This window comes from Aminobacter sp. P4_D5, assembly GCF_056401815.1.
On the sequence record NZ_JBFUIP010000052.1, the window covers coordinates 1 to 25,000 of the forward strand.

At 62.9% G+C, this 25,000-nt stretch carries 26 protein-coding genes; 15 read left to right on the forward strand and 11 right to left on the reverse strand.

The genetic code is table 11. The features are described from left to right. Both AC1DWF_RS13655 and AC1DWF_RS13660 read left to right on the forward strand, forming a co-directional pair. A partial coding sequence (locus AC1DWF_RS13655; RefSeq protein ID WP_476841765.1) for an aminotransferase class I/II-fold pyridoxal phosphate-dependent enzyme occupies positions 1 to 910 on the forward strand: 910 nt, incomplete at its 5' end. An 18-nt stretch (positions 911 to 928) separates the two neighbouring features. Continuing rightward, the gene (locus AC1DWF_RS13660) at positions 929 to 1,726 is read left to right on the forward strand and encodes a M55 family metallopeptidase (RefSeq protein ID WP_476841766.1); all 798 of its coding nucleotides are present in this window, start codon (positions 929 to 931) and stop codon (positions 1,724 to 1,726) included. 28 nt (positions 1,727 to 1,754) lie between these two features. Here AC1DWF_RS13660 and msrA read toward each other — a convergent pair whose 3' ends face one another. The 4 genes from msrA to AC1DWF_RS13680 form a co-directional block, all read right to left on the reverse strand. Further along, positions 1,755 to 2,495, reverse strand: a complete 741-nt coding sequence (gene msrA / locus AC1DWF_RS13665) for a peptide-methionine (S)-S-oxide reductase MsrA (protein WP_476841767.1) — start codon at positions 2,493 to 2,495, stop codon at positions 1,755 to 1,757. A 164-nt stretch (positions 2,496 to 2,659) separates the two neighbouring features. Beyond that, positions 2,660 to 2,911, reverse strand: coding sequence for a DUF1344 domain-containing protein (locus AC1DWF_RS13670; protein ID WP_476783429.1), 252 nt, complete (start codon positions 2,909 to 2,911; stop codon positions 2,660 to 2,662). Between the two features lie 189 nt (positions 2,912 to 3,100). Beyond that, complete coding sequence (locus AC1DWF_RS13675; RefSeq protein ID WP_476804252.1) at positions 3,101 to 3,916, reverse strand: SDR family NAD(P)-dependent oxidoreductase; 816 nt, start codon at positions 3,914 to 3,916, stop codon at positions 3,101 to 3,103. Between the two features lie 15 nt (positions 3,917 to 3,931). Beyond that, positions 3,932 to 4,771 carry an NAD-dependent epimerase/dehydratase family protein gene (locus tag AC1DWF_RS13680; RefSeq protein ID WP_476786108.1) on the reverse strand — a complete coding sequence of 280 codons (840 nt, stop codon included), beginning with the start codon at positions 4,769 to 4,771 and terminating at the stop codon, positions 3,932 to 3,934. A 257-nt stretch (positions 4,772 to 5,028) separates the two neighbouring features. On the opposite strand from AC1DWF_RS13680, the gene AC1DWF_RS13685 reads away from it, so the two are divergent. The 3 genes from AC1DWF_RS13685 to AC1DWF_RS13695 all read left to right on the forward strand — a co-directional run bounded on the left by AC1DWF_RS13685 (position 5,029) and on the right by AC1DWF_RS13695 (position 7,572). Continuing rightward, complete coding sequence (locus AC1DWF_RS13685; RefSeq protein WP_476786109.1) at positions 5,029 to 5,673, forward strand: cysteine hydrolase family protein; 645 nt, start codon at positions 5,029 to 5,031, stop codon at positions 5,671 to 5,673. 49 nt (positions 5,674 to 5,722) lie between these two features. Next, the gene (locus AC1DWF_RS13690) at positions 5,723 to 6,265 is read left to right on the forward strand and encodes a MarR family winged helix-turn-helix transcriptional regulator (RefSeq protein WP_476786110.1); all 543 of its coding nucleotides are present in this window, start codon (positions 5,723 to 5,725) and stop codon (positions 6,263 to 6,265) included. Positions 6,266 to 6,369: 104 nt separating this feature from the next. After that, positions 6,370 to 7,572, forward strand: a complete 1,203-nt coding sequence (locus AC1DWF_RS13695) for an amidohydrolase family protein (RefSeq protein ID WP_476804250.1) — start codon at positions 6,370 to 6,372, stop codon at positions 7,570 to 7,572. Between the two features lie 113 nt (positions 7,573 to 7,685). Here the strand turns inward: AC1DWF_RS13695 and AC1DWF_RS13700 are convergent, their stop codons facing one another. Both AC1DWF_RS13700 and AC1DWF_RS13705 read right to left on the reverse strand, forming a co-directional pair. Continuing rightward, positions 7,686 to 8,270 carry an amino acid synthesis family protein gene (locus AC1DWF_RS13700; protein ID WP_476841768.1) on the reverse strand — a complete coding sequence of 195 codons (585 nt, stop codon included), beginning with the start codon at positions 8,268 to 8,270 and terminating at the stop codon, positions 7,686 to 7,688. After that, on the reverse strand, positions 8,267 to 8,851 hold the full coding sequence (locus AC1DWF_RS13705) for an amino acid synthesis family protein (protein WP_476789678.1): 585 nt from the start codon (positions 8,849 to 8,851) through the stop codon (positions 8,267 to 8,269). The genes AC1DWF_RS13700 and AC1DWF_RS13705 overlap by 4 nt, the downstream gene beginning before the upstream one ends. Before the next feature lie 246 nt (positions 8,852 to 9,097). Here AC1DWF_RS13705 and AC1DWF_RS13710 point away from each other — a divergent pair, with 246 nt between their 5' ends. The 6 genes from AC1DWF_RS13710 (at position 9,098) to AC1DWF_RS13735 (ending at position 15,768) form a co-directional block, all read left to right on the forward strand. Next, positions 9,098 to 10,102, forward strand: a complete 1,005-nt coding sequence (locus AC1DWF_RS13710; protein WP_476781944.1) for a BMP family lipoprotein — start codon at positions 9,098 to 9,100, stop codon at positions 10,100 to 10,102. A gap of 141 nt (positions 10,103 to 10,243) precedes the next feature. Continuing rightward, a complete protein-coding gene (locus AC1DWF_RS13715; RefSeq protein WP_476789580.1) occupies positions 10,244 to 11,785 on the forward strand; it encodes an ABC transporter ATP-binding protein in 1,542 nt (513 codons plus the stop codon). Then, positions 11,782 to 12,822 (forward strand): ABC transporter permease, encoded by a 1,041-nt coding sequence (locus AC1DWF_RS13720; RefSeq protein ID WP_476841769.1) that lies wholly within the window; start codon positions 11,782 to 11,784, stop codon positions 12,820 to 12,822. The genes AC1DWF_RS13715 and AC1DWF_RS13720 overlap by 4 nt, the downstream gene beginning before the upstream one ends. Further along, positions 12,810 to 13,784: an ABC transporter permease gene (locus AC1DWF_RS13725; protein WP_476781941.1), complete on the forward strand. Its 975-nt coding sequence runs from the start codon at positions 12,810 to 12,812 to the stop codon at positions 13,782 to 13,784. The genes AC1DWF_RS13720 and AC1DWF_RS13725 overlap by 13 nt, the downstream gene beginning before the upstream one ends. A 29-nt stretch (positions 13,785 to 13,813) precedes the next feature. Then, positions 13,814 to 14,827 carry a nucleoside hydrolase gene (locus tag AC1DWF_RS13730; RefSeq protein WP_476841770.1) on the forward strand — a complete coding sequence of 338 codons (1,014 nt, stop codon included), beginning with the start codon at positions 13,814 to 13,816 and terminating at the stop codon, positions 14,825 to 14,827. A gap of 11 nt (positions 14,828 to 14,838) precedes the next feature. After that, positions 14,839 to 15,768, forward strand: a complete 930-nt coding sequence (locus tag AC1DWF_RS13735; protein WP_476781939.1) for a nucleoside hydrolase — start codon at positions 14,839 to 14,841, stop codon at positions 15,766 to 15,768. 75 nt (positions 15,769 to 15,843) lie between these two features. Here the strand turns inward: AC1DWF_RS13735 and AC1DWF_RS13740 are convergent, their stop codons facing one another. Both AC1DWF_RS13740 and AC1DWF_RS13745 read right to left on the reverse strand, forming a co-directional pair. After that, entirely contained in the window at positions 15,844 to 16,647 is an 804-nt protein-coding gene (locus AC1DWF_RS13740; protein WP_476781938.1) for an arginine deiminase family protein, read from the reverse strand. A 71-nt stretch (positions 16,648 to 16,718) separates the two neighbouring features. Continuing rightward, on the reverse strand, positions 16,719 to 17,561 hold the full coding sequence (locus AC1DWF_RS13745) for a helix-turn-helix transcriptional regulator (protein ID WP_476841771.1): 843 nt from the start codon (positions 17,559 to 17,561) through the stop codon (positions 16,719 to 16,721). A gap of 174 nt (positions 17,562 to 17,735) precedes the next feature. Between AC1DWF_RS13745 and AC1DWF_RS13750 the strand changes: the two genes are divergently transcribed. Together AC1DWF_RS13750 and AC1DWF_RS13755 are read left to right on the forward strand one after the other, a co-directional pair. Beyond that, positions 17,736 to 18,986 (forward strand): cytochrome P450, encoded by a 1,251-nt coding sequence (locus tag AC1DWF_RS13750; RefSeq protein ID WP_476781936.1) that lies wholly within the window; start codon positions 17,736 to 17,738, stop codon positions 18,984 to 18,986. Between the two features lie 16 nt (positions 18,987 to 19,002). Further along, entirely contained in the window at positions 19,003 to 19,323 is a 321-nt protein-coding gene (locus tag AC1DWF_RS13755; RefSeq protein ID WP_476781935.1) for a 2Fe-2S iron-sulfur cluster-binding protein, read from the forward strand. A 6-nt stretch (positions 19,324 to 19,329) separates the two neighbouring features. Here AC1DWF_RS13755 and AC1DWF_RS13760 read toward each other — a convergent pair whose 3' ends face one another. The 3 genes from AC1DWF_RS13760 to AC1DWF_RS13770 all read right to left on the reverse strand — a co-directional run bounded on the left by AC1DWF_RS13760 (position 19,330) and on the right by AC1DWF_RS13770 (position 23,457). Beyond that, positions 19,330 to 20,895 carry a VOC family protein gene (locus AC1DWF_RS13760; RefSeq protein ID WP_476804247.1) on the reverse strand — a complete coding sequence of 522 codons (1,566 nt, stop codon included), beginning with the start codon at positions 20,893 to 20,895 and terminating at the stop codon, positions 19,330 to 19,332. 320 nt (positions 20,896 to 21,215) lie between these two features. After that, positions 21,216 to 22,238, reverse strand: a complete 1,023-nt coding sequence (tdh, locus tag AC1DWF_RS13765) for an L-threonine 3-dehydrogenase (protein WP_476781933.1) — start codon at positions 22,236 to 22,238, stop codon at positions 21,216 to 21,218. Between the two features lie 16 nt (positions 22,239 to 22,254). Next, entirely contained in the window at positions 22,255 to 23,457 is a 1,203-nt protein-coding gene (locus AC1DWF_RS13770) for a glycine C-acetyltransferase (RefSeq protein WP_476781932.1), read from the reverse strand. Positions 23,458 to 23,608: 151 nt separating this feature from the next. On the opposite strand from AC1DWF_RS13770, the gene AC1DWF_RS13775 reads away from it, so the two are divergent. Both AC1DWF_RS13775 and AC1DWF_RS13780 read left to right on the forward strand, forming a co-directional pair. Then, a complete protein-coding gene (locus AC1DWF_RS13775) occupies positions 23,609 to 24,190 on the forward strand; it encodes a helix-turn-helix domain-containing protein (RefSeq protein WP_476804246.1) in 582 nt (193 codons plus the stop codon). 270 nt (positions 24,191 to 24,460) lie between these two features. Then, complete coding sequence (locus AC1DWF_RS13780) at positions 24,461 to 24,598, forward strand: hypothetical protein (RefSeq protein WP_476781930.1); 138 nt, start codon at positions 24,461 to 24,463, stop codon at positions 24,596 to 24,598. Positions 24,599 to 25,000 lie beyond the last annotated feature (402 nt).

A 25,000-nucleotide genomic window follows, 5' to 3' on the forward strand; every position in this document is an offset into this window, starting at 1 on the left:
GGTCTATGCCGACCTGCAGGAGCGGCTGCGAGAATGGTTCGGCACCGAAGAGGTCGTCTACATGATCTCCGGCTACACCAGCCCGCTGGTGTTGCTGCAGGGCCTGCGCGACGATTTCGACCTCATCTTCATCGACGCTGCGACCCACTACAGCACCCGCGATGCGATCCCGACGCTGGGCAAGCCGGTGCACGAATTCCGTCATGCCGATGCCGGCGATCTCGCCGAGCAATTGTCGCGTCATGTCTTGCCGAAACAGCGGCCGGCGGTGCTGACCGACGGGGTGTTTCCGTCCTCCGGCAGGCTTGCGCCGCTCAACGACTTCAGGCAGGCGATGGCGCCTTATGAGGGCGCGCTTTTGTGCATCGACGATTCCCATGGCGTCGGCGTGCTGGGCGAAACCGGGCGCGGGTCGTTGCAGCATGCCGGGCTCGAAGGCGAGGGCAATTTCTTTGCCGGCACGATGAGCAAGGCGTTCGGCGCGCTCGGCGGCGTTGTGCCCGGCGACGCGGCACTTGCCAAAAAGATCACGCAAAACGCCATGATCATGCGCGGCGCTTCGCCAGCACCACCAGGCCTTGCCGCTGCGGCTGCTGCTTCGTTGCGTGTGCTGCAGACGACCGACAAGCGGGCCAATCTGGCGCGCAATGTCCGCCATATGCGCAGCGGACTGCGTGGTCTGGGCTTCGAGGTTGCCGATACGCCGGTGCCGATCGTCACCATCAAGGGCGTCACGGACCTGGAGCGGATGCGCGATCGCCTCGCCGAGCGCGACATCATCGTCAGGGTCCAGCAGCCGGGCGGCTATTCCGATGCGTCCGACGTGCCGACCATGCGGCTCGCGGTGTTTTCCGAGCATTCTCCAATCCAGATCGACAGGCTTTTGTCGTCGATGTCCGAGCTTCTGTAAAAACCGTAGGGAACGATCATGAAAGTTTTCATCAGCGCCGATATCGAAGGCACCGCTGGCATCACTGTCTGGGACGAGGCCAGGAAGGGGCACGCGGCATATGAAGAGTTCCGCGAATACATGACCGACGAGCTGGTGGCGGCCTGTGAGGGCGCCAAGGCTGCCGGCGCCAAGGAAGTGGTGGTCAAGGACGCGCACTCCACCGGGCGCAACCTCATCCTGTCGAAGCTGCCGGCCTTTGTCAGCATCATCAGGGACTGGAGCGGTCACCCCGACATCATGATGTTCGGCATCGACAAGAGCTTTTCGGCCGCACTCTACACCGGCTACCACAACAAGGCAGGCACTGACACCAACCCGCTGGCGCATACGCTGACCGGCACGGTTTCGCGCCTTTTGATCAATGGCGAGGTAGCGTCGGAATTCACGCTGAATGCCCTTTGTGCCGCGCGCTACGGTGTACCGTCGGCGTTTCTTTCAGGCGATGCAGGCATGTGTGCCGAAGCCAAGGCGATCGTGTCTGGCATCGGCACCGTTGCCACCAGCGAAGGCTTTGGCCCAGCGACCCGGTCGCTGACGCCGAAGGCCTCGGTGGYCGCCATTCGCGAAGGCGTGGAAAAGGCGCTGTCGGGCGATCTGAAGGGCTGCCTTCCCAAGCTCGCCGACCGCTTCGAACTGGTCGTCGAATACACCAATCCGACCGAGGCCTATCGCGGCAGCTGGTATCCCGGCGTCGAGCATGTCGCTGCGCGCACGCTGCGTTTCACGGCGAGTGACTTCTTCGAAATCCAGCGCGCGATCCGGTTCATCGTTTAGGCACTACCAAGGGCGAGCCGGAGCTTGGTCAGTTGGATGCCTTGGCTTCCGACACCAGCACCGGGTCGCTGCGGTAGCGGTCGGGGAAGAGGCGCCTGAGGTTCTCGATCTTCGGCAGGTCGTTATAGACGATGTAGGGGTAGGTCGGGTTCAGGGCCAGAAAGTCCTGATGATAGGCCTCGGCCGGATAGAAGGCGCGGCCGGGCTCGATGCTGGTCGCGATGGCCGCGTCGTAGATCCTGGCCTGGTTGAGTTGGGCGATATAGGCCTTGGCGATTTTCGCCTGCTCGGCATTGGCCGGGAAGATCGTTGAACGATATTGCGTGCCGGTATCAGGACCCTGGCGGTTCAATTCGGTTGGATCGTGGGCGACCGAGAAATAGATCTGCAGGATCCGGCCATAGCTGATCTTGTGCGGGTCGAAGATGATCTTCACCGACTCCGCATGGCCGGTCGAGCCGGTACTGACCGTGTTGTATTGCGCGGTGTTGCTGTCGCCGCCGGAGTAGCCCGAGACGGCATCCTTGACACCTGAGACATGCTGGAAGACGCCTTGCACCCCCCAGAAGCAGCCGCCTGCCACTACCGCCACCTCCAAACCGCCTYGCGCCGGTTCGTCGAGTGCTGGCGCCGGGATTTTTATCCCTTCCTGGGCAGCGCTTGGTGCTGCGGCAAAAGCCCAAGCGCCGACTGCAGCGGCAGCTGTTGAAAGCCAAAATGCCTTGCGGTGCCAGGTGGTGATCTTCGCGTTTGAAAGTGCCTTGGTCATCGGTGTTCTCCCTATGCCGGGCCGTTGCACAAGATACGAAGGCAGGAGCGGATTTGTTACAAGGAATAAGGCAGGTCACGCGCAAGTGAATGCGCCTCAAAATCAAGCGGCCCCTGCCCCTGCCTTGCGGTGAAGCAGGGGCCGCCCGTTCGTATGCGTTGTGGCTATTTTGCTGGCTTGATGGCTGTCACGACGGTCTTGCCAGCCGTATCCGTCGCAAGGCTGATCAGGACCTTCTCGCCGGCCTTCAGCGTCTCCGCTTCGATGCCTTCAGGCAGTGTCAGAGTCTGACCGCTGTTCAGGACAACCGCGTCCTTTGCCTTGTCGACGCTCTTGATCGTGGCGCTCATCTCCTTGGCGAATGCACCGGTGGGCGCGACGGTCAGAATCGCTGCGGCAATGACAAACTTCTTCATGCTTCACTCCTGTTTCGTCTCGCCAGGCTGGCTGAGACAGGAGCGACAGTGGCAGGCGGATATTGCCGCGACATCGCCTGCGCATTACGAATTGGTAGGCCAAAGGCCATTTTCCGAACACCGTGACGCCTACAAAAAGGCCGACCGCCGGACAAGCCATGCGGTCGGCCTGAAGCGCACTTGTTCGGCTCAGTTCGGCTTGCGGTGACGCGGATAGCTGCCGGCGTCGGGCGCGTTGGCGAAGCTCTGCAAGGTCTGTCCGCCATCGATCAGCCAGTCGACACCGGTGATGTGGCGCGCTTCGTCGGAGGCGAGGAAGGCGACGGCCGCCGCCACGTCCTCGGGCTGGCCGATGCGGCGCAGCGGGATGCGGTCGGCAAAGCGCTGGATGCCGGCGGCATAGGCCTCGCGGTCGTTTGACGGCACGCCAAGCGTTGTTTCGATGACACCAGGGCAGATGGCGTTGACGCGGATGCCGTAAGCGGCGGCGTCGAGCGCTGCGACACGGGTCAGGCCAACGACGCCATGCTTGGTTGAGGCATAACCGGCGCCACCCGACAGCACGTCCCAGCCGGCCATCGACGAGCCCATATTGACGATCGAGCCTTCGATGCCGGCGGAAATCATCGCCTTGAGCGAGGCCTGGAGCACCAGGAACATACTGCGAAGATTGATCCGCACGATGCGGTCCCAGTCTTCGACGGGCAGTTCGTGGACAGGCGCGACCTTGCCGGAAATGCCGGCATTGTTGAACACCGCGTCGAGGCGGCCAAAGGCTTCGACCGTCTTTGCTACCGCCTCGCGGGCGGCAGTTTCGTCGGAAACGTCAGCGGTGATGGCAATGGCCTTGTCGCCAAATGCCGAAGCGACCTGTGTCGCGCGATCGCCGTCGAGGTCGACGACCGACACGCGGGCACCTTCATCGATGAAACGGCGCACTGCGGCGCTACCGATCGCGCCGCCACCACCGGTGACCAGAACGACCTTGCCTTCGAAACGCATCATCTTGGTCTCCTGTGTTTACTTGCCGTAAGCGCGCCAGGAATGGCGCGGCGCAAAGCCGAGTGTTTCCAGCGCATGCGTATTGCCGATGACCGCATCATGGCCCGAAAGCGGATGCTTCAGCGGCGTTGCCGGGAAGGCGCGCTTGACCAACGCGTCCGTAAGCTCTTCCGAATAGGTGTCGGCGGCGCTGAGGAAGGTGCGCAGATGGCCCTCGCCCTGCCAAGCCAGCGCCTTGATGAAGGCGTCGGCGGCGTCGCGTGCGTCGAGGTAGCTCCACAGGTCCCGCGCGGCATCGGCGAGGTTGCGGCGCGGGCCGACGCTGTCGAAGAAACTCTCCGGCGTCTGGATCCAGGGCATGCGCAGGCTGACGGCCGTAAACGCGCCACGGCGCACGGCGGCCTCGACGATTTCTTCCCCGAGCCATTTCGACAGGCCATAAGCGTCCTGCGCGCCGATCGGGTGGTTGTGGTCGATGGGCAGATAGGCCGGGTCGACGAAGTTTTCGGCAAAGGGATAACCGAGCACGCTGAAGGACGAGGCGTAGACGAAGCGCCTGGCTTTAGAAAGAGCCGCCGCCTCGATGACATTGTAGGCGATCGCCATATTGGTCTTGAACACTTCAGCCGGCGCCTTGCCGAGCGGGCGCGGGATCGCGGCGATGTGGACGACGGCATCGCAGTCGCGGATCAGCTGCAGTGTCAGGCCGAGATCGGTGAGGTCGGCGCTGATATGGGTCCATGTGCAATCGGCAGGGGCGACGGCGTCGATGCCGAGCACGTCATGGCCGGCGGCGACAAAGGCTGAGGCGACATGGCGGCCAAGCAGTCCGCTCGATCCGGTAATGACGATTTTCATCTCTGGCTCCTCTTGTCGGTCACGTGGCCACTCGGCAAATATCGTTGATGGTCAAACAATCGGACACCGCAAACCGCCCTGCTTGTCAATGCATTTCTTGGCACAGGGGTAAGCACCGGGCATAGTCGCAAGTCGCATGGCAAGGTGCTTCGGTCCGCCATATTGTGACAAGCAGCAAGCTCAAGGATTGACTTGGAAGTCGTCACGGTTTTTTGTATGACCACCAACAATCGGCAGTTCGCTGAAAAGGTAGGATCATGCCACTGGACAGCTTTTCGTCACATCGCCAGGACGCCGGGATCAAGATCGACCCGGTGCGCGTGGCGGTAATCGTCGTCGACATGATCAACGACTTCTGCAAGCCGGGCGGCGCCATGGTGCTGCCGGGCTATGAAGCGCTTGTCGGTCCACAGCTGAGCGTGATCGAGGCGGCGCGTGCCGCCGGTGCGCCCGTGATCTGGGTGCATGATGCGCATCGCCGCAACATGCGCCGCGACCGCGAGTGGCTGAAACGCGCGCCGCATTGCGTCGAAGGCACCTGGGGCACTGAGATCATCGACGATCTCGGCGCCCGCGACGACGAGATCCACATCATCAAGCGTCGCTATTCGTCGTTTTTCCAGACCGATCTCGACATGACGCTGAAGGACATGATGGTCGACCAGATCATCGTCTTTGGCGTGGTCACCAATATCTGCGTGCGTTCGACCGTGCATGATGCGTTCTTCAACGGCTACGAAGTCGTGGTGCCCGCCGATTGCTGTGCTGCCACCGGTCCGCGTGAGCAGGAAAGCACGCTCTATGACATCTCGACCCATTTCGGCGTCGTCAGCGATGCCGAAAGTGTGGTGAAAGCGCTGCGCGACGGCGTTTTCGTCGAAAACGTCAACATCGCCGCATAACCTCTGGGGTCGGCGAATCTCAGGTTTCAAGCCAGGAGTTGGAAGCGCCGTGACAACCCTCGACGAAGCCCGGAAATTCAAGCGCAAGACGGCAGAAGTGGCCAACAAGCCGCTGAGCCGCGAAGAGACAATGACCCGATACACCAAGACCGGTTACGACCTAGACCTCCATCCCGCCCACGTCGTGCGCCGCGCCCATCAGCGCGCCACGTTGTGCTTCCAGCAGGTCATGGCCGGTGAGGACCTGTCGCCGACGCAGTTCGCGGCCCTTGCCACGGTGCTCAAGCATGGCGAGGTTTCGCAGAACCATCTCGGCCGCATGACGGCGATGGATCCCTCGACCATCAGCCTTGTGGTGCGCAAGCTTTTGAAGCAGGGGCTGATCAAGCGCAGCGCCTCCGAGACCGACCAGCGCCTGACGATCATTACTCTGACCGACGAAGGCACGCGCTACACGCTCGACCGGCTCGAGCGCAGCGTCGAGGTCGGCCAGAAGCTGCTTTCGCCGCTGACGGCGGCCGAACAAGTGACGCTGCTCAGGCTGCTCCAGCGCATCAGCGGCGACGAGCCGGGCGGCGCCGAAGGCAAATGAGCGGCTAGCGCCCCTTCACCAGACCATTCTCCGAAGCGACCGATTGCCGGCCTTGGGCCGGATCGACCGCCTCATGCCCCAAACAGACGCAAGGAATGCCATCGATGTCGCCTGAACCGCAAACCAAGGCCCCCGTCACCGACAAGCTCGTCATTCGCAACATCGGCCTGATGCTCAGCGGCGACCTCGCCCAGCCGATCCTCGATGCCGATACTATCGTCGTCGTCGACGGCCGCATCGCTGCGGTCGGCAAGGCAACCGACCTCGATCTCGACGGTGCGACCAGCACCATTGACGCGCAGGGTTGCGTCGTAACCCCCGGCCTGATCGACAACCACGTCCACCCCGTTGCCGGTGACTGGACCCCGCGCCAGAACCAGATCGGCTGGATCGATTCGACGCTACATGGCGGCGTCACCACCATCATCTCGGCCGGCGAGGCGCATTATCCAGGCCGGCCGCGTGACATCGTCGGCATCAAGGCGCTGGGGATCGCGGCACAGCGGACTTTCGCCAATTTCCGTCCGAGTGGCATGAAGATCATCGCCGGCGCGCCTGTGCTCGAACACGGCATGACCGAAAACGATTTCCGCGAGCTCGCCGAAGCCGGCGTGACGCTGATCGGCGAAGTCGGCCTCGGCGGCGTCAAGGACGGCCCGACCGGAAAGCAGATGATCGCCTGGGCGCGCAAATATGGCATGACCTCGATGACTCACACCGGCGGGCCATCGATCCCCGGCTCGGGCCGCATCGGCGCCGATGTCGTGCTCGAGGTCGACGCAGACGTTGTGGCGCATGTGAATGGCGGGCCCACCGCACTGCCCGATGAAGAGATCCGCCGCATCTGCGAGGAGGGCACGCGCGCCTTGGAGATCGTCCATAACGGTAATTTGCGCACCGGCCTGTTCGTGCTTGGCATCGCCAAGGAGCGCGATGAGCTCGACCGCGTCATTTTGGGCACTGACGGTCCGTCTGGCTCGGGCGTTCAGCCGCTCGGCATCCTGCGCACCATCTGCCATCTCGCCTCGCTCGGCGACGTGCCGACCGAGGTCGTCTTCTGCTTTGCCACCGGCAATACCGCACGGGTGCGCAAGCTCGACGATCGTGGCGTGATCGAGGCCGGCCGTGCTGCCGACCTGGTGTTCATGGATCAGGCAGCAGGCGGCATCGGCAAGGATTTCCTCGAAAGCCTGGCGCTTGGCAACCTGCCCGGCATCGGCATGATCATGGTCGACGGTGTGGTGCGCACGGCCCGCAGCCGCAACACGCCGCCGGCGATCCGCGTGCCGGAAATCGTTGCGGCCTGATCGCCGAGTTATCCGACAGGAACGAAAAAGCGGCCCCGAGAGGCCGCTTTTTTATCTTCTTGTTGGAGCATGATCTTGTTCGAAAACCGGTTCCCGCTTTTCGGGATCATGCTTTAGTTCACACCGTCCTTGCCGACGATCTGGTCTGTGGTCAGCCCGCCGACACGTGGATGCGGGCGGCCCGAATCGGTGACGGCGATCGCCACCACGATCTCGTCGTCGCGCGGCGCGTCGGAAATGCGCACTTCCATGCCGTCGAAGTGGCTGCGCACCTTGGCAGCGTCCTTGTGGCCCAAGGGAATGTCGAGCGGGATGCCGAGGCCACCACGMTTCTTGGACGATGGGATCAGCGCCGCGCCCTTGCCGAGAATGTCGCGGAACGGGGCGCCGAGCTTGGGGTGCAAGATGGCAGCTGCGTGCTCCAGCTCGCCATCGGCGCCGACCGCTGCTGCCTTGCCGAAGCTCTCGACCTGGTCGCCCGGAATGCCGAGCGCTGCAACGGCACGGCGCGGCAGAATGTCGCCGAGTTCAGCACCGATGTCGCTGAGTTCCGAGAGGTCGTCGACGAAGGTGCCGACATGGGGGTTGCGGATGACCGCAACCGCCGCGGCGCGGCGCGTCGGTGGATTAACCGCCTTGCCGCCCTCAGTGCGCGTCTCTTCGACGATGGTGATGATTCGCCGGATTTCGACGCTCATCGCAAGCCGTCCTCCCCCTTGATGTCCTTGGCGTCGAGGCCGCCGACCCGGGCATGCACGCGCGAACCCGTGGTCATCGCGAGCACGAATACCAGTTCGTTGTTGCGCGGCGCGTCGTTGATGCCGACCTCGATCGCGTCGAAATGGCTGCGCACATAAGAGGCGTTGACGTGGGTGACCGGAATATCGATGCGAACGCCGGGGCCGCCGACCTTCTTGCTCGACGGCACGATGGCCTTGGCGCCGCCCAGAAGCTCGCGCATCGCATAGCCGCCGGGGTTGTGCCAAAGCGCGCCGTGCTCGAGTTCGCCGCCACCGCCGACGATGGAGCCCTTGCCGTAGCTCTCGATCAACGAGGCATCGCCGCCGAGTGCTTCAAGCAGGCGGGTCGCCATTTCGAGGCCGAGCGGCTTCAAATCTTCCATGAACGGGGTGATGTCTTCGACATAACGCCCGGCATAGGGATTGGCGACGACGGCAAGCACGGTGCCGCGCTTGATCGGCTCGGCTCGCACCGGCCCGCCTTCATGAAAAATCTCTTCGACCTGTACGACAAACTTTCTGACGACAACGTCCGGCATCGATGGCTCCACATTCTGGCGGGCTGAAAAACTTGTTAGAGTAGCAACAATTATCCTTCCAGCATTTTTGTCAAGCCGGATGCGTGAAACCGCCGCCGCGTCGATTGTTCACATCGATTTCGGCCGCTCGCTGAGCGATTGACAGTTTGTTGGACCACCCATAAAGTCATATGACCACCAACAAGTTTTGCGGGCGTCGAGGAAGAGCCCGACGCTTGATGCCAAGGTGTCAATTGGGGAGTTGAGATGAAAAGCGTATTCCGTAAATGCATTATCGCCGGCGCGGCTCTTGCGGCCTCGATCGGCTCGGCGGCGGCCCAGGACAAGGTGTCCGTCGCAGCGATCTCCGGCTATTTCGCGCAAGGCTTCGGCATCACGATCGTCGACGGTCTCAACAAGGCCAAGACCGATTTTGGCATCGACATGAAGCTGGTCGACACCGGCAACCGCGCGCTCGACTATGAAGAGCAGTTCGCAAACCTTGCCAAGGGCGGCCAGTACGACCTGATCTTCGTCATGGGCTGGGAACTGGTCGACGCGCTGACCAAGGCGAGCGAAGCCTATCCGAACCAGCGTTTCGTCTTCATCGACGGCGTGCTCGATTCAGACAAGATCATCTATGCCAACTTCGCCGAGGAGCAGGGCTCCTTCGTTGCTGGCGCGCTTGCCGGCATGATCGAAAACCAGGGCAGCGGCTTCGACAAGATCGGTGACGGCAAGGCCATCGGCTTTGTCGGCGGCCGCGACATTCCCGTCATCCGCAACTTCCTCGGCGGCTATGAGGAGGGCTCGAAATACGCAGCCCCCGACGTCAAGGTGAACCCGGTTTTCGCCGGCACTTTCGATGATCCGGCAAAGGGCAGCGAGCTCGCGCTGGCGCTCTACGGCCAGGGTGCAGACATCGTCTACAATGTCGCTGGCCCGACGGGCGAAGGCGTCATGCAGGCGAGTGCTGCCGCCGACAAATACTCGATCGGCGTCGATATCGACATGTGCGGCTCGGCTCCGGGCAACGTGCTGGCCTCGATGCTGAAGCGCGGCGACATCGCCGTCTACTCGCTGATCAAGGACGAGGTCGAAGGCCGCAAGATCACGCCGGGCACCCGCACGTTCGACCTCGCCGCAGGTGGCGTCGAAGTGAAGATCTGCGACGACATCGCGCCGTCCATTCCAGCCGACGTGACGGCCAAGCTTGACGAGATCAAGAAGGGCATCGCTGACGGATCGATCAAGGTCACACGGCACAAGTAAGATGCTGGCCTTTCTCCGCGAGCCGCCCCCACGGCTCGCGGAACCATTTCCCCCAAGACTAGGTAGAGACGTATCGGTTCCGTCTGTCGGGACGGGTACGTCTGAAGCTGCGAGGCTCTCGTGTCGACCACGTCGCCAGMCATGACGGCACAAACCGCCGTCGAATTGATCGGCATCACCAAGCGTTTCGGCGCCTTCGTTGCCAATGAGGATGTCAATCTCACCGTCAAGCGCGGCGAGATACACGCCATCATCGGTGAAAACGGCGCCGGCAAGACGACGCTGATGAACATCCTGTTCGGGCTGTTGCAGCCCGACGAAGGCAAGATCCGCCTGAATGGCGAGGATACGGTGGTCGGCGATCCCGCCACCGCGATCACCGCGGGCCTCGGCATGGTGCACCAGCACTTCAAGCTGGTGCCGTCGCTGTCGGTTGCCGACAACGTTTTCCTTGGCATGGAAATCCGCCCCAACGGCCTGATCGACCACAAAGCCCAGGTCGAAAAGACCCGCGAGCTGTCTGAGCGCTTCGGTCTCAAGGTCGAGCCGACCGAGCGCGTGTCTCTGCTGTCGGTAGGCATCGAGCAGCGTATCGAAATCCTGAAAGTGCTGGCGCGCGGCGCCCGCACCATCATTCTCGATGAGCCGACAGCGGTGCTGACGCCGCAGGAAAGCCGCGAGCTGTTCCAGACGCTGCGCGGATTCGTTGCCGACGGCATGACCGTCATCTTCATCTCGCATCATCTTGAAGAGGTGATGGAGGTTTCAGACACCGTGACAGTGCTGCGCCATGGCAAACATGTCGCAACGCGGCCGACGTCTGAGCTGACCAAGGCCGACATGGTGCGCATGATGGTTGGTCGCGACGTCAGCTTCGACCGCCGCCCGCGCGAAAAGTCGGACGGCAAGGTCGTGCTCGACGTCAACAATCTGTGGGCGCGCGACGATCGCCGCCTGCCAGCACTTCGCGACGCCAGCTTCACCGTCCGCGCCGGCGAGATCGTCGGCATAGCCGGTGTCGCCGGCAACGGTCAGACCGAGCTTGCCGAAGTGCTGTCTGGCCTGCGTCCGGCAAGCCACGGTTCGGCGATGCTCAAGGGCCACGATCTGACCACGCTTTCGACGTCTGCGATCCGCGAGGCCGGTCTCGCCCACGTGCCGGGCGACCGGCTGGTGCGTGGCGTCGACGGCAGTGCCTCGATCTCCTCCAATCTCCTGATGGGCCGGCAAAACAAGGCGCCGTGGAGCCGCAACGGCGTCATTGACTGGCGGGCCGCGGCCAACCAGGCCGTCGAGATGATCAAGCGTTTCGATATTCGCGCCCGTGGCCCCGAAGACACCGTCAAGCGGCTGTCGGGTGGCAACATCCAGAAGGTCGTTCTGGCGCGCGAATTCACCAATGAGGCGGACTTCCTGCTGATCGATCAGCCGACGCGCGGTGTCGACATCGGTGCGCAGGAATCCATTCACGACGAGATCATGCGCCAGCGTGCCACCGGCCGCGCCGTGCTCGTCATTTCGGTGCAGCTCGACGAACTGCTCACTCTGGCCGACCGCATCCTGGTGATGTTCAACGGTCGGATCATGGGCGAGGTCGACGGCGATAGCGCCGACAGCGAAAGGATCGGCATGATGATGGCAGGTCTCGAACCCGGCAATGCTTCGGACGAGGTGGTCTCGTGAACGACAAATTACGTGCATTCTCCGGCCAGATCGTCGCCGTCCTGATCGCACTCGCCATGGGTGCCGTGATCATCATGCTGATCGACGAAAGCCCCATCAAGGTGTTCATGACCTTGATGCGCGGTGCCTTCGGCGACCAGGCCAAGATCGCCGGCACCTTGTTGCAGACCACGCCTATCCTGATCTGCGGCATCGCCGCCTGCATCGGCTTGCGCGGCGGCATGTTCAATGTCGGCATCGAGGGCCAACTCTTCCTCGGCGGCTTTGCTGCTGCCTGGGTCGGCTTCGCCATGCCGCTGCCGCCTGGCTTGCATGTGGTGGTCGCCATGACGGTTGCCGTGATCGCGGGCGCTGCCTGGGTTTCGATCCCCGCCTTCTTCAGGACTCGATACGGCACAAACGAGGTCGTCTCGACGATCCTGTCCAACTACGTCGCGGTCCTGCTGACCTCCTATTTGACCATCTTCCTTTTCAAGCGTCCCGGCGGCTGGTCGGAAACACCGCCGATTCTTGCGACCGCCTATCTGCCAGAGCTGTTTTCCTTCTCGCGGTTGAACTGGGGCCTGATCATCGGTCTGGCGCTCGCCTTCTTCGTTGCCTGGTTCTTCCGCTCCACGGCCAAKGGCTACTCGATCTCGATGGTCGGCTCGGCGCCGAAATTCGCCGAATATGGCGGCATCGACGTCAAGCGTCAGGGTTTTCTGGTGCTGCTGGCATCGGGTGCGGTTGGCGGCCTTGCCGGCGGCATCGAAACGCTCGGCGTGCATCACCGCTTCATGGAAGGTTTCGCGCCTGGCTTCGGCTTCGACGGCCTTATCGCGGCCCTTCTCGCCAATGGGTCGCCGATCGGCACCATCGTCACGGCGCTGTTCTTCGGCGCTCTGCGCAACGGTTCGCTGCTGCTGGAGACCGATACCAACGCTTCGCGCGAAATCATCACCGTGATCCAGGCGCTGATTATCCTGAGCGTCTCGGCGCAGGTCCTGATGAAGCGTCGCGGCGATAGCACGGCAGGAGAGCGCCGATGGAAATTCTAAGCCTTTTCAACGTCGCGCTGCTCGTCGCAACGCTGCGGATGACAGCACCCATCCTGCTTGTCGCACTCGGCGGCTCGTTCACCACCAAGGCCGGCATCTTCAACATCGGCCTTGAAGGCCAGATGCTGGTCGGCGCCTTCTTCGCCGTGCTCGGTTCGATCTGGTCGGGCTCGGCACTGGTTGGCGTCGCCTGCGGTGTGGCAGCCGCACTGGTCTTCGCGCTCGCTTTCGCCGTGTTGGTCGTCAGCTTCCGGGCCAATGAAGTGGTGGTGGGCTTGGCGCTCAACATCCTGGCCGGCGGCATGACCATTTCGCTGATGAAGGCGATCTTCGGCACCCGCGGCTCGATTGTCGGCAAGGGCATCGTCGGACTGCCTAAGGTGCAGATCCCCGGTGCCAAAGATCTGCTGGGTTCGTGGGCGCCGCTGATCAACGGCTTCACGCCGATGGTCTATGTCGCCTTCATCGCCGTGCCGCTGCTGGTGCTGTTTTACAAGCGCACGCGCCTTGGCCTCTACATCCGCGTCGTCGGCGAAAAGCCCGAAGCGGCGGAAGCGCTCGGCATTTCGATCACCCGTGTTCGCTACATCGCCTCGCTGCTGTGCGGCCTGCTTGCCGGCCTTGCCGGTGCGCACCTGTCGCTTGGCTACATCACCATGTTCACCGAAAACATGTCGTCGGGTCGTGGCTTCATGGCGGTCGCCATCCTGATCTTCTCCAATGGCAGCCCGTTGAAGGTGCTGGCGGGTTGTCTGCTGTTTGGCTTCGCCGATGCGTTCTCGCTCAGGCTCCAGACCTTCGGCTTCCCGTCCTACCTAGTCCTGGCGGTGCCTTATCTGGTGGCGCTGACGGCACTGTTTGCCCTGTCTTACCGCAGCCGTCCGAAGATCATCCGCGAGACCCTGGAGAGCATGCGCAAGCTGCTTTCGGTCGACAACAAGCCGGCCGAGTCCGGCAAATAACCTCTCACGCTGAAGGGCTGTACCAAGGAATGGAACGTATAATTCTCGACGTGGATTCGGCCGGAGATGACATTCTCGCCGTGCTGTTTGCCGCGGCCAACCCCAACATCAAGCTGGAAGCCGTGACCGCCTGCACCGGTGCGGCTGGTCCCATCGAGCAGGTCACCAATGTCGTGCTCAACACGCTGTCGCTCGCCGGCCGCGACGACATTCCGGTCTATGCCGGCGCCTGGCGTCCGATCGTCGGCCACTCCAAGGCCGACATGGAAGCGCCGGTGCATTTCGAAAGGCGCCTGACCGCACGGTTCGGCGATCGCCTCAAGCAGTTCAACCCGCCGGCTCCCACGCCCAAGCGTGCGGCGACGCCGGGTCACGCCGTCKACTTCATCATCAACACGGTGATGTCCAATCCAGGCGAGATCACGCTTGTCACCACCGGCCCGCTGACCAATGCCGCGATGGCGCTGCTGCAGGAGCCCAGGCTGACCACGGCGCTGAAGCGCCTGATCGTTCTGGGTGGCACCTTCACCACGCCCGGCAACATCACGCCGGTGACGGAGTACAACATCTGGGCCGACCCGGAGGCCTCGCGCATCGTGCTCAATGCCGATGTAGACAAGATCCTGGTGCCGCTCGATATCTGCGAGGACAACCGCGTCGCAACCTCCATGCTGACGCGTGACGATATCGCCGACATGCAGGCGACAGCCAAGAACAACCCGGTGCTCGACCTGATCGCCGAGGTGTTCCCGATCTACATCGACATCTGGCGCGAGTTCTTCGGCCTCGTCGGCTTCCCGCTCGACGACGTCATTACCGTGGCACTCGCCTTCGATCCGGAACTCGCCACGCTGACCGAGCCGCTGTTCGTCGACGTGCTGCTCGACGGGCGCGTGGCGCGCGGCCAGACGGTTGCCTATCGCGGCTTCCAGATCCTGCCTGGCGGCGGACCCAAGACCACCCGCATCGGCACCGACCTCGAAGGCCGCCGCTTCCTCGAAATGTTCAAGAAAACCATCGCGCGCTACGAGCGGGCAGCGTGAGGGACGAAATCATGTCAGCTACACCCATCCTCTTCGACTGCGATCCCGGCCACGACGACGCCATTGCGCTTGTGATGGCGCATCGTTCGCCTGATATCGAACTGCTCGGCGTGACCACCACCTGTGGCAACTCCGAACTCGAAAAGACGACGACCAACGCGCTGCGCATCCTGGAATATATCGGCGCCGGCGACGTGCCGGTCGCAGCCGGCTGCCATCGCCCGCTGGCGCGCCCGCTTGTGCTTGGCACAGCCGACGGTCCGAGCGGCCTCGAAGGCTCGCCCTATCTGCCGCAGGCAACCATCAAGCCGGTCGATCAGCACGCCGTCGACTTCCTCGCCGAAAAGCTGCTTGCTTCAGCCGAGCCGATCCTGGTGGTCGCCACCGGCCCGCTCAGCAATATCGGCCTCTTGATCCTCAAGCACCCCGAGGTGCTGCCTAAGATCAAGGAACTGATCTGGATGGGCGGCGTGTTCTACCGCAAGAGCGAGATCATCACGCCGACCGAATTCAACGCCTTCTGCGATCCCGAAGCGCTGCGCATCGTTCTCGATTCAGGCGTGCCGATCACCATGGTCGGGCTCGACGTGACGATGCAGGTTCTGGTCGAGGCGCCGCAATATGCGGAGCTTGCCACGATCGACACGCCGCTCGGCAAGCTCGTCAACGACTGGCTGCTGTATTACGAGAAGCTGCACCGCAATTCGATGGGTGTCGGCGGAGCCATGCACGATCCGTTGGTGCTGGCGCTGGCGATCGACCCGACGCTGGTCAAGACCCGCCCGGCCCATATCGGTGTCGACCTCTCGGGTACATTTACCTTCGGCGCCACGGTCGCCGACTTCTGGGGCGAAAGCGGCGAAAAAGACAACGCCAAGATCGCCTATGAGGTCGATGCCGATCGCTTCTTCAAGCTGATGTTCGATCTCCTCAGGGATTGAACGTCGCTCATGAAGTGACGTCGAAGGAGGGCGGCGGACATTCCTGGCCCGCGCCGCCGCCCAAACTTTTGATCGCTAGCGCTGGCCGCGATGCCAGCGCAGCGACATGCAGGACAGGCCGGCGTCGATCTTGCCGATCTCGGTGGTCTTGAGCGCAACCACCTTGTAGCCGAGTTTGTCGAGCATCTCGATGGTCCTGGGGTAGTCGGCGCCGACCATGACCACGTCGTTAACGCGCAGCGCGTTGGCGGCAGGTTCCTCGCCTTCAGGGATGAGCACTTCGCGAAAACCCTTGAACACGCCCGAGCGCGCGAGGCGTTTTGTCGACAGCATGGTCTCGCTGTCGAGCAGCGAACAATCGCTCTTGAAATGCAGCACGCCCTCGGGTGTCTGCACGATCTCGCCCTTGCGGCCGAGCCTGGCGAGGCTTGCGATCAGCCCTTCGGCGCCAGCACGGTCGGTGCGGGCCGACAGTCCGATCATCACGCTTTTCGGTGTCGTCAGCACGTCGCCGCCATCGGCGAAGCCGCGCGCGGGCAGGTCGACAACGGTCTCGAACATTTTTCTCAGCGTCGGTGCGATCTCAGGCGTTTCGTTGACGCGGGTCTCGGCTCCCGGACGGAGCAGGACAGCCCCCTCGGGGAAGACCAGGGCGGGATCTTCGACAAAGATCGAATCCGGAAAACTTTCGAGTGCCGGCAGCACTGTCACCTCGACGCCGGCAGCCCGCAGCGCCGCGATGTAGGCAGTGTGCTCGGCCTTCACGCCGTCGAAGGTCGGGTTGCCGCGATCGTCGGCGCGCAAGCCGTTGACCACCGACCGTGCCGGTTCGCGCACGATGGCCGCGTTGAACTCATAGACCGCTGGCTTGGATGTCATGTCGCTGTGCTCGATTTCGGGGGCAGATGCCTCAACGTGCCCGAATTGGCGGAGCCTGTCGACGGGGACCGCTATTGCCCCTGTGCGCGCCGAAACTCGCTCGGCGACTGGCCGGCGATGCGGCGGAAATCGCGGCTGAAATGATAGGGGTCGGCATAACCGCAGGCGAGCGCCACGGCTGATATCTTGGCATCCGACTCCGTCACAAGCCGCTTGGCAAGGTTCATGCGCTCGTGGCGGATCCAGTCCATTGGCGTCGTGGCGGTCTTTTCCTTGAACTGCCGGTGCAACTGCGAGGCGCTGAGGTTGGAGATTGCGGCCAGTTCCTCGATCTGCCAGTTGCGGGCGATATTGGCGCGCACCTCGCGCATGACGCGCAACACGCGCTCGCCCCGGTCCTCGGAGCTGTCTTGTTCGCCGCGTTCGGCGACGAGCAATTCGACAAGCTGGGCGACGACAGCGCTTGAAACGGCGTCGGTCATCTGTCCGCGCCGGGCGAGGTTGTCGATGGCCCGCTCGAAGGCGACATTGCCTTCGCCTGATGTGGCGAACAGCGGATTGGTGGCGACGCGCAGGAACGAGAAGACCGCGTCGAGCCCATGGCCCTCGATGCTCATCCAGAGATAGTGCCAATGGTCCGCGTCGGGATGGCAGCCATGGGCATATGGCAGCGACGTGTCGAGCCAGGCGATGGTCTGTGGTTCGGCTGCGACCCTGCTGCCGCCGACCTCGATCAGGCCGAGACCCGACAKCGTGTAGATCAGCGTATGGTGGTGGAACCGCCGGGTGACGAAACCGTCGCGATGGGAAAAGCGCGTGCGGCCCGCGACCAGGATCTTGTAGGGATAAGCGTCCGCATGCCGGCCCGGTGTGTGGAAAAAGATTTCGCTGCTTTTGTCGGTTGGCGTGGTCATTTTTGCGCAGGTATCGCTTTCAAACGGCTTGCCCTGTTGTATCGGGTCAAAAACTGCGATGCGAGTTTTATCCAGCAATGTGCGAGTGGCATGCATTCAATTTGCCGCCTTTGCCGTTAGGCTGAACGCAGCCGGCCGTTTTTGCTGCCGGCAATCCATTGATTGGAGCGTTGGATGACCGCTAACCCGTTGGCAAGCGTGCATGGTCAGGCTTTCGAGCCGTTGTCCGCCACCTTCGCCCAGAACCCATACCCGGCCTATGCGGCGCTGCGCGACAAGGGCACGCCCCAGTTCTTCGCCGATTTCGACATGTGGCTGGTGACGCGCTTTGACGATGTCGCGGCCATCGCCCGCGATATCTCGATGGTGCGCTCGCCCGAGTTCTTCATGTCCGAAGCAGAGATCACCGAGCAGAAGCGCCTGCAGAACTGGCTAGACATGCCACATCATCAGCGCTTCGTGCAGTTTTCGATGCTCGACAGCGACGGCGAGGTGCATGACCGGCTGCGCAAGCAGGTGTTTCGCGAGTTCACGCCTGTTTTCATCGCCCGCCAGCGCGGCATGATCCAGAGCTTCGTCGATGGTCTCGTCGACAGCTTGATCGACAAGGGCGAGATCGATTTCGTCGAAGAGCTTGCCGCCCAGGTGCCCGGCCACATCATCGGCCGCGTGCTTCGCGTGCCTGACGAGGACTGTCCGCAGCTGCGCGTCTGGTCGGAACGGGTTGTCCAGTTTTTCGACATTGACCGCTCCGACGAGCGCAAGGCACTGGCCGAGCAGGCGACGACCGAGTTCTACCACTACCTGCTCAAGCTGATGGCCGAGCGTCGCAAGGCCCCGCAGGAAGACCTCATCACCCGACTGATGGCGGCGCAGGATGCCGGCGCGCTCAACGAGGACGAGCTGGTCTCGACCTGCATGCTGATCCTGATGGCCGGGCACGGCTCGACAATCGATGTGTTGGGCTCCGGCATGCATGCGCTGCTGCGCTTTCCCGAGCAGATGGCGCGGCTGAAGGCCGACCCCGGCCTGATCCACACCGCGATCCAGGAGATGTTCCGCTTCGAGTCGCCGCTGCCCTTCTTCCATCGCTACGCGACAATGGACGCTGTGGTTGGCGGCCAGAATTTTGCTCGTGGTACCAAGTTTGGCCTGCTCTATGGCGCAGCCAACCGCGATCCTGCGCAATTCGAGAACCCCGACACCTTCGACGTCGGCCGCAACCCGAACCGGCATCTCGCCTTTGGCGGCGGCGCGCATTTCTGCCTCGGCAACCATCTGGCGCGGCTCGACATGGAGGTGATCTTCACCACGTTGCTCAAGCGCCTGTCGTCGATCTCGCTTGTCGACGCCGAACCGCAATACAAGCGCGGCCTGTCCGTGCGCGGCCCCAAGGTGCTGCGCCTGGCGCTGACGCCTGCCTGATCCTGGAGATTTCCTGATGTACCGCGTAACCTTCATCGATGCCGACGGCCAGGCGACAGAACTCACCGCCCAGCAGGGGCAAAGCGTCATGTCGGTGGCGGTGGCCAACGGCATCGACCAGATCCTCGCCGAATGCGGCGGCTCCTGCGCCTGCGGCACCTGCCATTGCTATGTCGACGACGCCTGGACCGATCGCCTTTCGCCGCCCGATGATTCCGAGCAGGGCATGATCGAGTGCCTGATGAACCCGACCGAGCGCAGCCGCCTGAGCTGCCAGCTCAAGATGTCGGAGGCGCTTGATGGGTTGGTGGTGCACCTGCCGCGCGAGCAGTATTGAGACACCTCAAGCCGTTGGCGTGACCCGCGCCGCGATCCACGCGCCAACGATCTCGACATCGCCTGTGTCGAACCCATGGCCCGAAGATATGGTCCGGGCGTCGACTTGGGCGCCGGCGTCGCGCAAGAGCCCGGCGAGGTCGGGGCCAAAATTGCTGAACACGTCGACGTCGCCGGCAACGACCAGCGCATCGACATCGGACAGATCGGCTGCGGGTGGCTGTTCGAGCACCATCGCCGCGCGCAGCAGGGCCGCGCGGCGGATCAGATGCGGGTGCAAAAGCATCGTTGCCGCCAGCATGTTTGCGCCGTTGGAATGGCCGACGAAGAACAGCTTTTCCGGATCGAGCCGATAGGCTTCGACGGCACCCTCGATGAAGGCTGCCAGTGCTTCGGCCTCGGACTTGATGTCGGCCTGGTCGAACTTGTTGGCCGAAATGCGACGGAACCAGCGCGGCGTGCCTTCGTCGGTGGCGCGGCCACGCAAGGCCAGCAGCGTAGCATTCGGCGCCGCCTTGGCCGCGAACGGCAACAAGCTGGTCTCGTTGCCGCCCGAACCATGCAGCAAGACCACCACGCTGCCGTCGGCATTTTCCGGCGTGTAGAAACGGTGGACGAAGGGCAGGTCGCGATAGATCACGCGCTCTTCGCCGGGCCAGGAGAATTGCGGCAGCATAGTCCGCAACTCGTCGATCTTGTCGGACCTGTCAGGCGGCACGAACAGGTGCGTGCCGAGCTCGCTGACGGGTTCGTCGACCGCCATGCCGGGGCCATCGGTCGCCAGCTCGAACAGGGTGCCGCCGGGCTCACGCACATAAAGCGAGTAGAAATATTTGCGGTCGTGGACATTGGTGATGGTCGAATTGGAGGATGCGAGTTCGCCATGCACCCGCTCGACCTCGTCGGTGTCCTTGGCGCGGAAGGCGATGTGGTCGATGGTGCCGGTACCCGGCGCGCTGGTCCAGAAACCCTTGGCGTCCCTGATGTCGATGATGTCGCCGGTATCCGAGACGAGGCGTCGGATGAACTCGCTGCCTTGCGCCGGCCGGTAGCCGAAATGGCGCACAAGGAAGCTTCCGGTGAGTTCGGGCACTTCGCTGAGGATAGTCGCGCCGCGAATGCGGCGGATCGCCTGCTCTGCCGGCACGTCGCTGCCATCCCAAGTGGCGGGCGCTGGAAAACCACTGACGCCGACGAGCTTGACGATGACGCCGTCGGGGTCCTTGAGCCGCAAGGTCGGTTCGCCCATCTCCTCTGAAGGGCCCGATATCTCGATGTGATGAGACAGTGCCCGCGTCAGCCAGAAACCGAAGCTCGATGGCTCGATGGCGAGCGAAATCTCGCTTGGCTGGCCATGGCCGACACACCCTCGGGCGCCGTCTTCCCAGACAAGGAAGGTGATCAGCGTGCCCGGGTTGGCGGCACCGTCGCCATAGAACAGATGGAGCTGCGTGGCGTCTTCATAGCCGCCGGTCTGCTTGACCAGGCGCAAGCCGAGGAAGCCGACATAAAAATCGACATTGGCCTGCACCTTGCGGGTGATGAGCGTGACGTGGTGGATTCCGGCGCCCATGACGCACTCCCGGTCGATTTGCTTTAGTCCGACATTCCATCAGGCGGGCAAGGCACGCAACCGATGTTCTGTAAGATCGCGTGCATCTGTCGTGCGCCTGACACAGGCCTTGGATAAATGCGGCGCATAGCATTTTTGCCGCCGCCTTGTTGCACGTGATTTTTAGCTGAGACCGGATTTTGGAGCGCCGCAATCAGTCAGCGGCGTGAGGACCATACTGCCCATGTTTCGCGCGGCCGGCGACCGCGCACCATCCGCCGCAAACAAAAAGGCCGCGCTTTCGGCGCGGCCTTCATTGTCGGTGCGCCGAGGCTACAAGCCTACCACTCCAAAACGATCTTACCTGCTTCGCCATTGGCGGCGTTGTGGAAGGCGGCCTGGTAGTCGTCGGCCTTCATGCGGCTGGTGATGACCTTGCGGATATCGAGACCGCTTTCCAGCATCGCCAGCATCTTGTGCCAGGTCTCGAACATCTCGCGGCCATAGATGCCCTTGAGCGTGATCATCTTGAACACGATCTTGGCGAGGTCGATGGGGAAGGGCTTGGCCGGCACGCCGAGTAGCGCGATGCGGCCGCCCATCAACGTGTGCTCGATCAGCTGGTCGAAGGCGGCCGGCGAGCCGCTCATCTCGAAGCCGACGTCGAAGCCTTCGCGCATGCCGAGCCGGGCCATGGCGTCGCGCAGATCTTCCTGGGCGACGTTAACCGGGGTGACGTCAGCCACCTGGGTCGCGAGTTCGAGCCGCTTGGGATTGACGTCGGTGATGACGACATGGCGGGCGCCGCAATGGCGTGCGACGGCTGCGCCCATGATGCCGATGGGGCCGGCACCGGTGATCAAGACATCTTCGCCGGCGACGTCGAAGGACAGTGCCGTGTGCACGGCGTTGCCAAGCGGATCGAGGATGGCACCGAGCTCGTCGTCGATCGAATCGGGCAGCGGCACGACGTTGAAGGCCGGGATGCGGACATATTCGGCAAAGGCGCCGGGCAGGTTGACGCCGATACCCTGGGTTTCCGGATCAAGATGGTAGCGGCCGGCGCGGCTGGCGCGGCTGCGCATGCCGATGACGTGGCCTTCGCCCGAAACGCGCTGGCCGACCTTGAAGCCGCGCACATGCGAGCCAAGCTCGACGATCTCGCCGGCATATTCATGACCGGTGATCATCGACACCGGCACGGTTCTCGCCGCCCATTCGTCCCAGTTGTAGATATGGATGTCGGTGCCGCAGATGCCTGTCTTGTTGACCTTGATCAGCACGTCATCCGGCCCGGCCTCGGGCACGGGGCGTTCTTCCATCCAGATACCGGGCTCGGCCTTGGCCTTGACGAGTGCGCGCATGGGAAACTCCTGATTGTCAGATGATGCCGAGCGTCTTGCCGGCATCAGTAAAGGCGTCGATGGCAAGGGTGATATCGGCGTCGTCGAGTGCTGCCGACATCTGGGTGCGGATGCGCGCCTTGCCTTGCGGGACGACCGGATAGAAGAAGCCGGCGACATAGATGCCGCGCTCGTCGAGCGCCTTGGCCATGCGCTGGGCAAGGACCGCATCGCCCAGCATCACCGGGATGATCGGCGTCTCGCCCGGCAGAAGCGTAAAACCGGCCGCCGACATGCCTTGGCGGAAACGCGTCGTGTGGCCGGCAAGCTTGGCGCGCAGGTCATCGGCCTCGCGGGCGATCTCGATGGCTTTGAGCGAACCGGCGGCGATCGCCGGTGCCAGCGAGTTGGAGAACAGATATGGCCGCGCGCGCTGGCGCAAAAGGTCGATGATCGGTTGTGCGGCGGCGATGAAACCACCCATCGCGCCGCCCAGTGTCTTGCCGAAGGTGCCGGTAACGATGTCGACACGGTCGCCGGCGCCTGTCAGGGCAGGCGTGCCGCGACCCTTTTCGCCGAGATGGCCGGTGGCGTGGCAATCGTCGACCGCAACGATGGCGCCGAAACGGTCGGCGAGTTCGCAAATGTCCTTCAGCTTGGCGACATGGCCGTCCATCGAAAACACGCCGTCGGTGACGATCAGCTTGAAGCCCTTGCCCTCGGTGTCCGCCTTCTTGAGCTGGGCTTCGAGATCGTTCATGTCGCCCTGGGCGTAGCGGTAGCGCCGCGCCTTGCTGAGACGAACGCCGTCGATGATCGACGCGTGGTTCAGGCTGTCGGAGATGATCGCATCGTCGGGGCCGAGCAGGGTTTCAAACAAGCCGCCATTGGCGTCGAAGCAGGCGGCAAACAGGATCGCGTCGTCCTTGCCGAGATAGTCTGCGATGGCGTGTTCGAGTTCGCGGTGCAGGTCCTGGGTGCCGCAGATGAAGCGCACCGAGGCCATGCCGAAGCCGTAGTCGTCGAGCGCCTTCTTGGCCGCATCGCGGATCGCAGCATTGTCGGCGAGGCCGAGATAGTTGTTGGCGCAGAGATTGACCATCTGGCGTTCGCCGGCCGGACCCTTCACCTTGATGCGGCCCGACTGCGGGCCGGTGATTTCACGCTCGCGCTTGTACAGGCCGTCGGCCTCGATACCCTGGAGAACGCTTGATATGTGGGAAAGGAAATCTTGGCTCATGGTCTCGCCGTTCCGTTAAGGTGGAAATTCCGGTATATCGGATATTGCGTCAAGTCTAGTGGAATTGACTTGTGCCAGTGGGCCCAGCCGCAAATGCCTCGCAGTACGGCCGGCGCGGTGCTATCAGTGAGCCGGCTTTGGGGGAGGCGACATGGAACTGAATGACGCGCCGAAGATCGGCCCGGTGATCCAGAAGGAACGCAAGGAGCGCCACCTGACGCTCGACCGCCTTGCGGCGATTTCTGGCGTTTCGCGCTCCATGCTGTCGCAGATCGAACGTGGCGAGGCCAACCCGACCTTCGCCGTGCTGTGGTCGCTGACCCAGGCGCTCGGCATCGACTTCGCCCAGCTGATCGCTGGCGGGATACCCCATCAGAAGAAGGCGGACACGATCGACCTTGTGAGCCTGGCGCTGACGCCGGAGATCAAGAGCCCGGAAGGCGCCTGGCGGCTGCGCATCTTGAGCCCGCCGGCGCTGGCTGGCCGGGTCGAGTGGTATGAGCTCGAGATCGCGCCCGGCTGCAAGCTGCAGAGCGCTCCGCACGCGCCAGGCACCTTCGAGCACCTGACCGCCCATACCGATGGCCTTTGGGTGGAAACCGAGCATGGGCGTCAGGCGCTCAAGACCGGAGAAACCGCGCGATATCGCGCCGATGTCGGCCACGAGATCACCAATTCAGGCGAGAAACTGGCCAAGGCGCTGATGGTGGTGTTTTACGAACAGGACGCCTGAACAGATCAGCCGGGCATAGGCTTGCGGCTCGTGGAGCGAGCGGTGGGCCTGGCGGTTCGCCCTGGCAATGTCGGCGATGGGGCCACGCGGACTTTGAGCGAAAAAAACGATCCCATATGAGCGCCCCGCCACCGAATGCCCGCGCATCTATATAGAAGCGCCCGGCATGGCGAAGGCATCATCCACTGCGCCGACTCGAAGCCGGTATGTAGAGTGTCTGCTCCCGCTCTTATTATAGAGAGCCACCAGGCGGTGGCGGCGCCCCGGCTGGTGGCCGAGATCAGCATCAGGCGCCACGTGCTGACTCACCGTATCAATAAGGCGGTCAATATCCTCGTCCTCGATAGATCCGGTGCTGAAGCCATCTTCGGCGCGCTGGCCACTGCGCAAGGCACGATGACAGCCTGACCGTTGGCAACGCCATCTACCTATATAGTGCGAGACGTTTTTCTCCGGCCCAGTGGCCGCATGCATGCCGACCCATTGCTCCCTTCCGCTCGAAGATGGAGCGGCTCCTTTCTGTGGTCTCGCCGCGCAGGTCCGCTAACGCGCGAAAAGCGCAATCAAGGTGTCCTGCAATGTCGGCTCGATTGAGGCTCGTGAAGCCTGCGATCTGGCAGTTCCCGCACCGGCCAACTGGCGACCGTGACAACACCGACGCCGGCGGCAGCGGTTTCACGTGAATCGGTCCTGAATCATTTTTGCCGGTCGATTTCGGTCGTGGCCGCCTGCCTTTGTTCGTCCGATTCCTGTTGTTTTGGCTTGGTTTCGCGTTTGGCGCGTCATTGTGGCTTTGATTTTCGCGTTGAG

Excerpts from the sequence above, each read along its gene's own strand:
- AC1DWF_RS13705 (WP_476789678.1), bottom strand. The coding sequence starts at position 8,851 with ATGCCGGACGTTGTCGTCAGAAAGTTTGTCGTACAGGTCGAAGAGATT.
- AC1DWF_RS13770 (WP_476781932.1), bottom strand. The coding sequence starts at position 23,457 with ATGAGCCAAGATTTCCTTTCCCACATATCAAGCGTTCTCCAGGGTATC.
- AC1DWF_RS13755 (WP_476781935.1), top strand. The coding sequence starts at position 19,003 with ATGTACCGCGTAACCTTCATCGATGCCGACGGCCAGGCGACAGAACTC.
- AC1DWF_RS13685 (WP_476786109.1), top strand. The coding sequence starts at position 5,029 with ATGCCACTGGACAGCTTTTCGTCACATCGCCAGGACGCCGGGATCAAG.
- AC1DWF_RS13680 (WP_476786108.1), bottom strand. The coding sequence starts at position 4,771 with ATGAAAATCGTCATTACCGGATCGAGCGGACTGCTTGGCCGCCATGTC.
- AC1DWF_RS13710 (WP_476781944.1), top strand. The coding sequence starts at position 9,098 with ATGAAAAGCGTATTCCGTAAATGCATTATCGCCGGCGCGGCTCTTGCG.
- AC1DWF_RS13715 (WP_476789580.1), top strand. The coding sequence starts at position 10,244 with ATGACGGCACAAACCGCCGTCGAATTGATCGGCATCACCAAGCGTTTC.
- AC1DWF_RS13725 (WP_476781941.1), top strand. The coding sequence starts at position 12,810 with ATGGAAATTCTAAGCCTTTTCAACGTCGCGCTGCTCGTCGCAACGCTG.
- AC1DWF_RS13760 (WP_476804247.1), bottom strand. The coding sequence starts at position 20,895 with ATGGGCGCCGGAATCCACCACGTCACGCTCATCACCCGCAAGGTGCAG.
- AC1DWF_RS13735 (WP_476781939.1), top strand. The coding sequence starts at position 14,839 with ATGTCAGCTACACCCATCCTCTTCGACTGCGATCCCGGCCACGACGAC.
- tdh (WP_476781933.1), bottom strand. The coding sequence starts at position 22,238 with ATGCGCGCACTCGTCAAGGCCAAGGCCGAGCCCGGTATCTGGATGGAA.
- AC1DWF_RS13775 (WP_476804246.1), top strand. The coding sequence starts at position 23,609 with ATGGAACTGAATGACGCGCCGAAGATCGGCCCGGTGATCCAGAAGGAA.
- AC1DWF_RS13675 (WP_476804252.1), bottom strand. The coding sequence starts at position 3,916 with ATGATGCGTTTCGAAGGCAAGGTCGTTCTGGTCACCGGTGGTGGCGGC.
- AC1DWF_RS13750 (WP_476781936.1), top strand. The coding sequence starts at position 17,736 with ATGACCGCTAACCCGTTGGCAAGCGTGCATGGTCAGGCTTTCGAGCCG.
- AC1DWF_RS13670 (WP_476783429.1), bottom strand. The coding sequence starts at position 2,911 with ATGAAGAAGTTTGTCATTGCCGCAGCGATTCTGACCGTCGCGCCCACC.
- AC1DWF_RS13695 (WP_476804250.1), top strand. The coding sequence starts at position 6,370 with ATGTCGCCTGAACCGCAAACCAAGGCCCCCGTCACCGACAAGCTCGTC.
- AC1DWF_RS13740 (WP_476781938.1), bottom strand. The coding sequence starts at position 16,647 with ATGACATCCAAGCCAGCGGTCTATGAGTTCAACGCGGCCATCGTGCGC.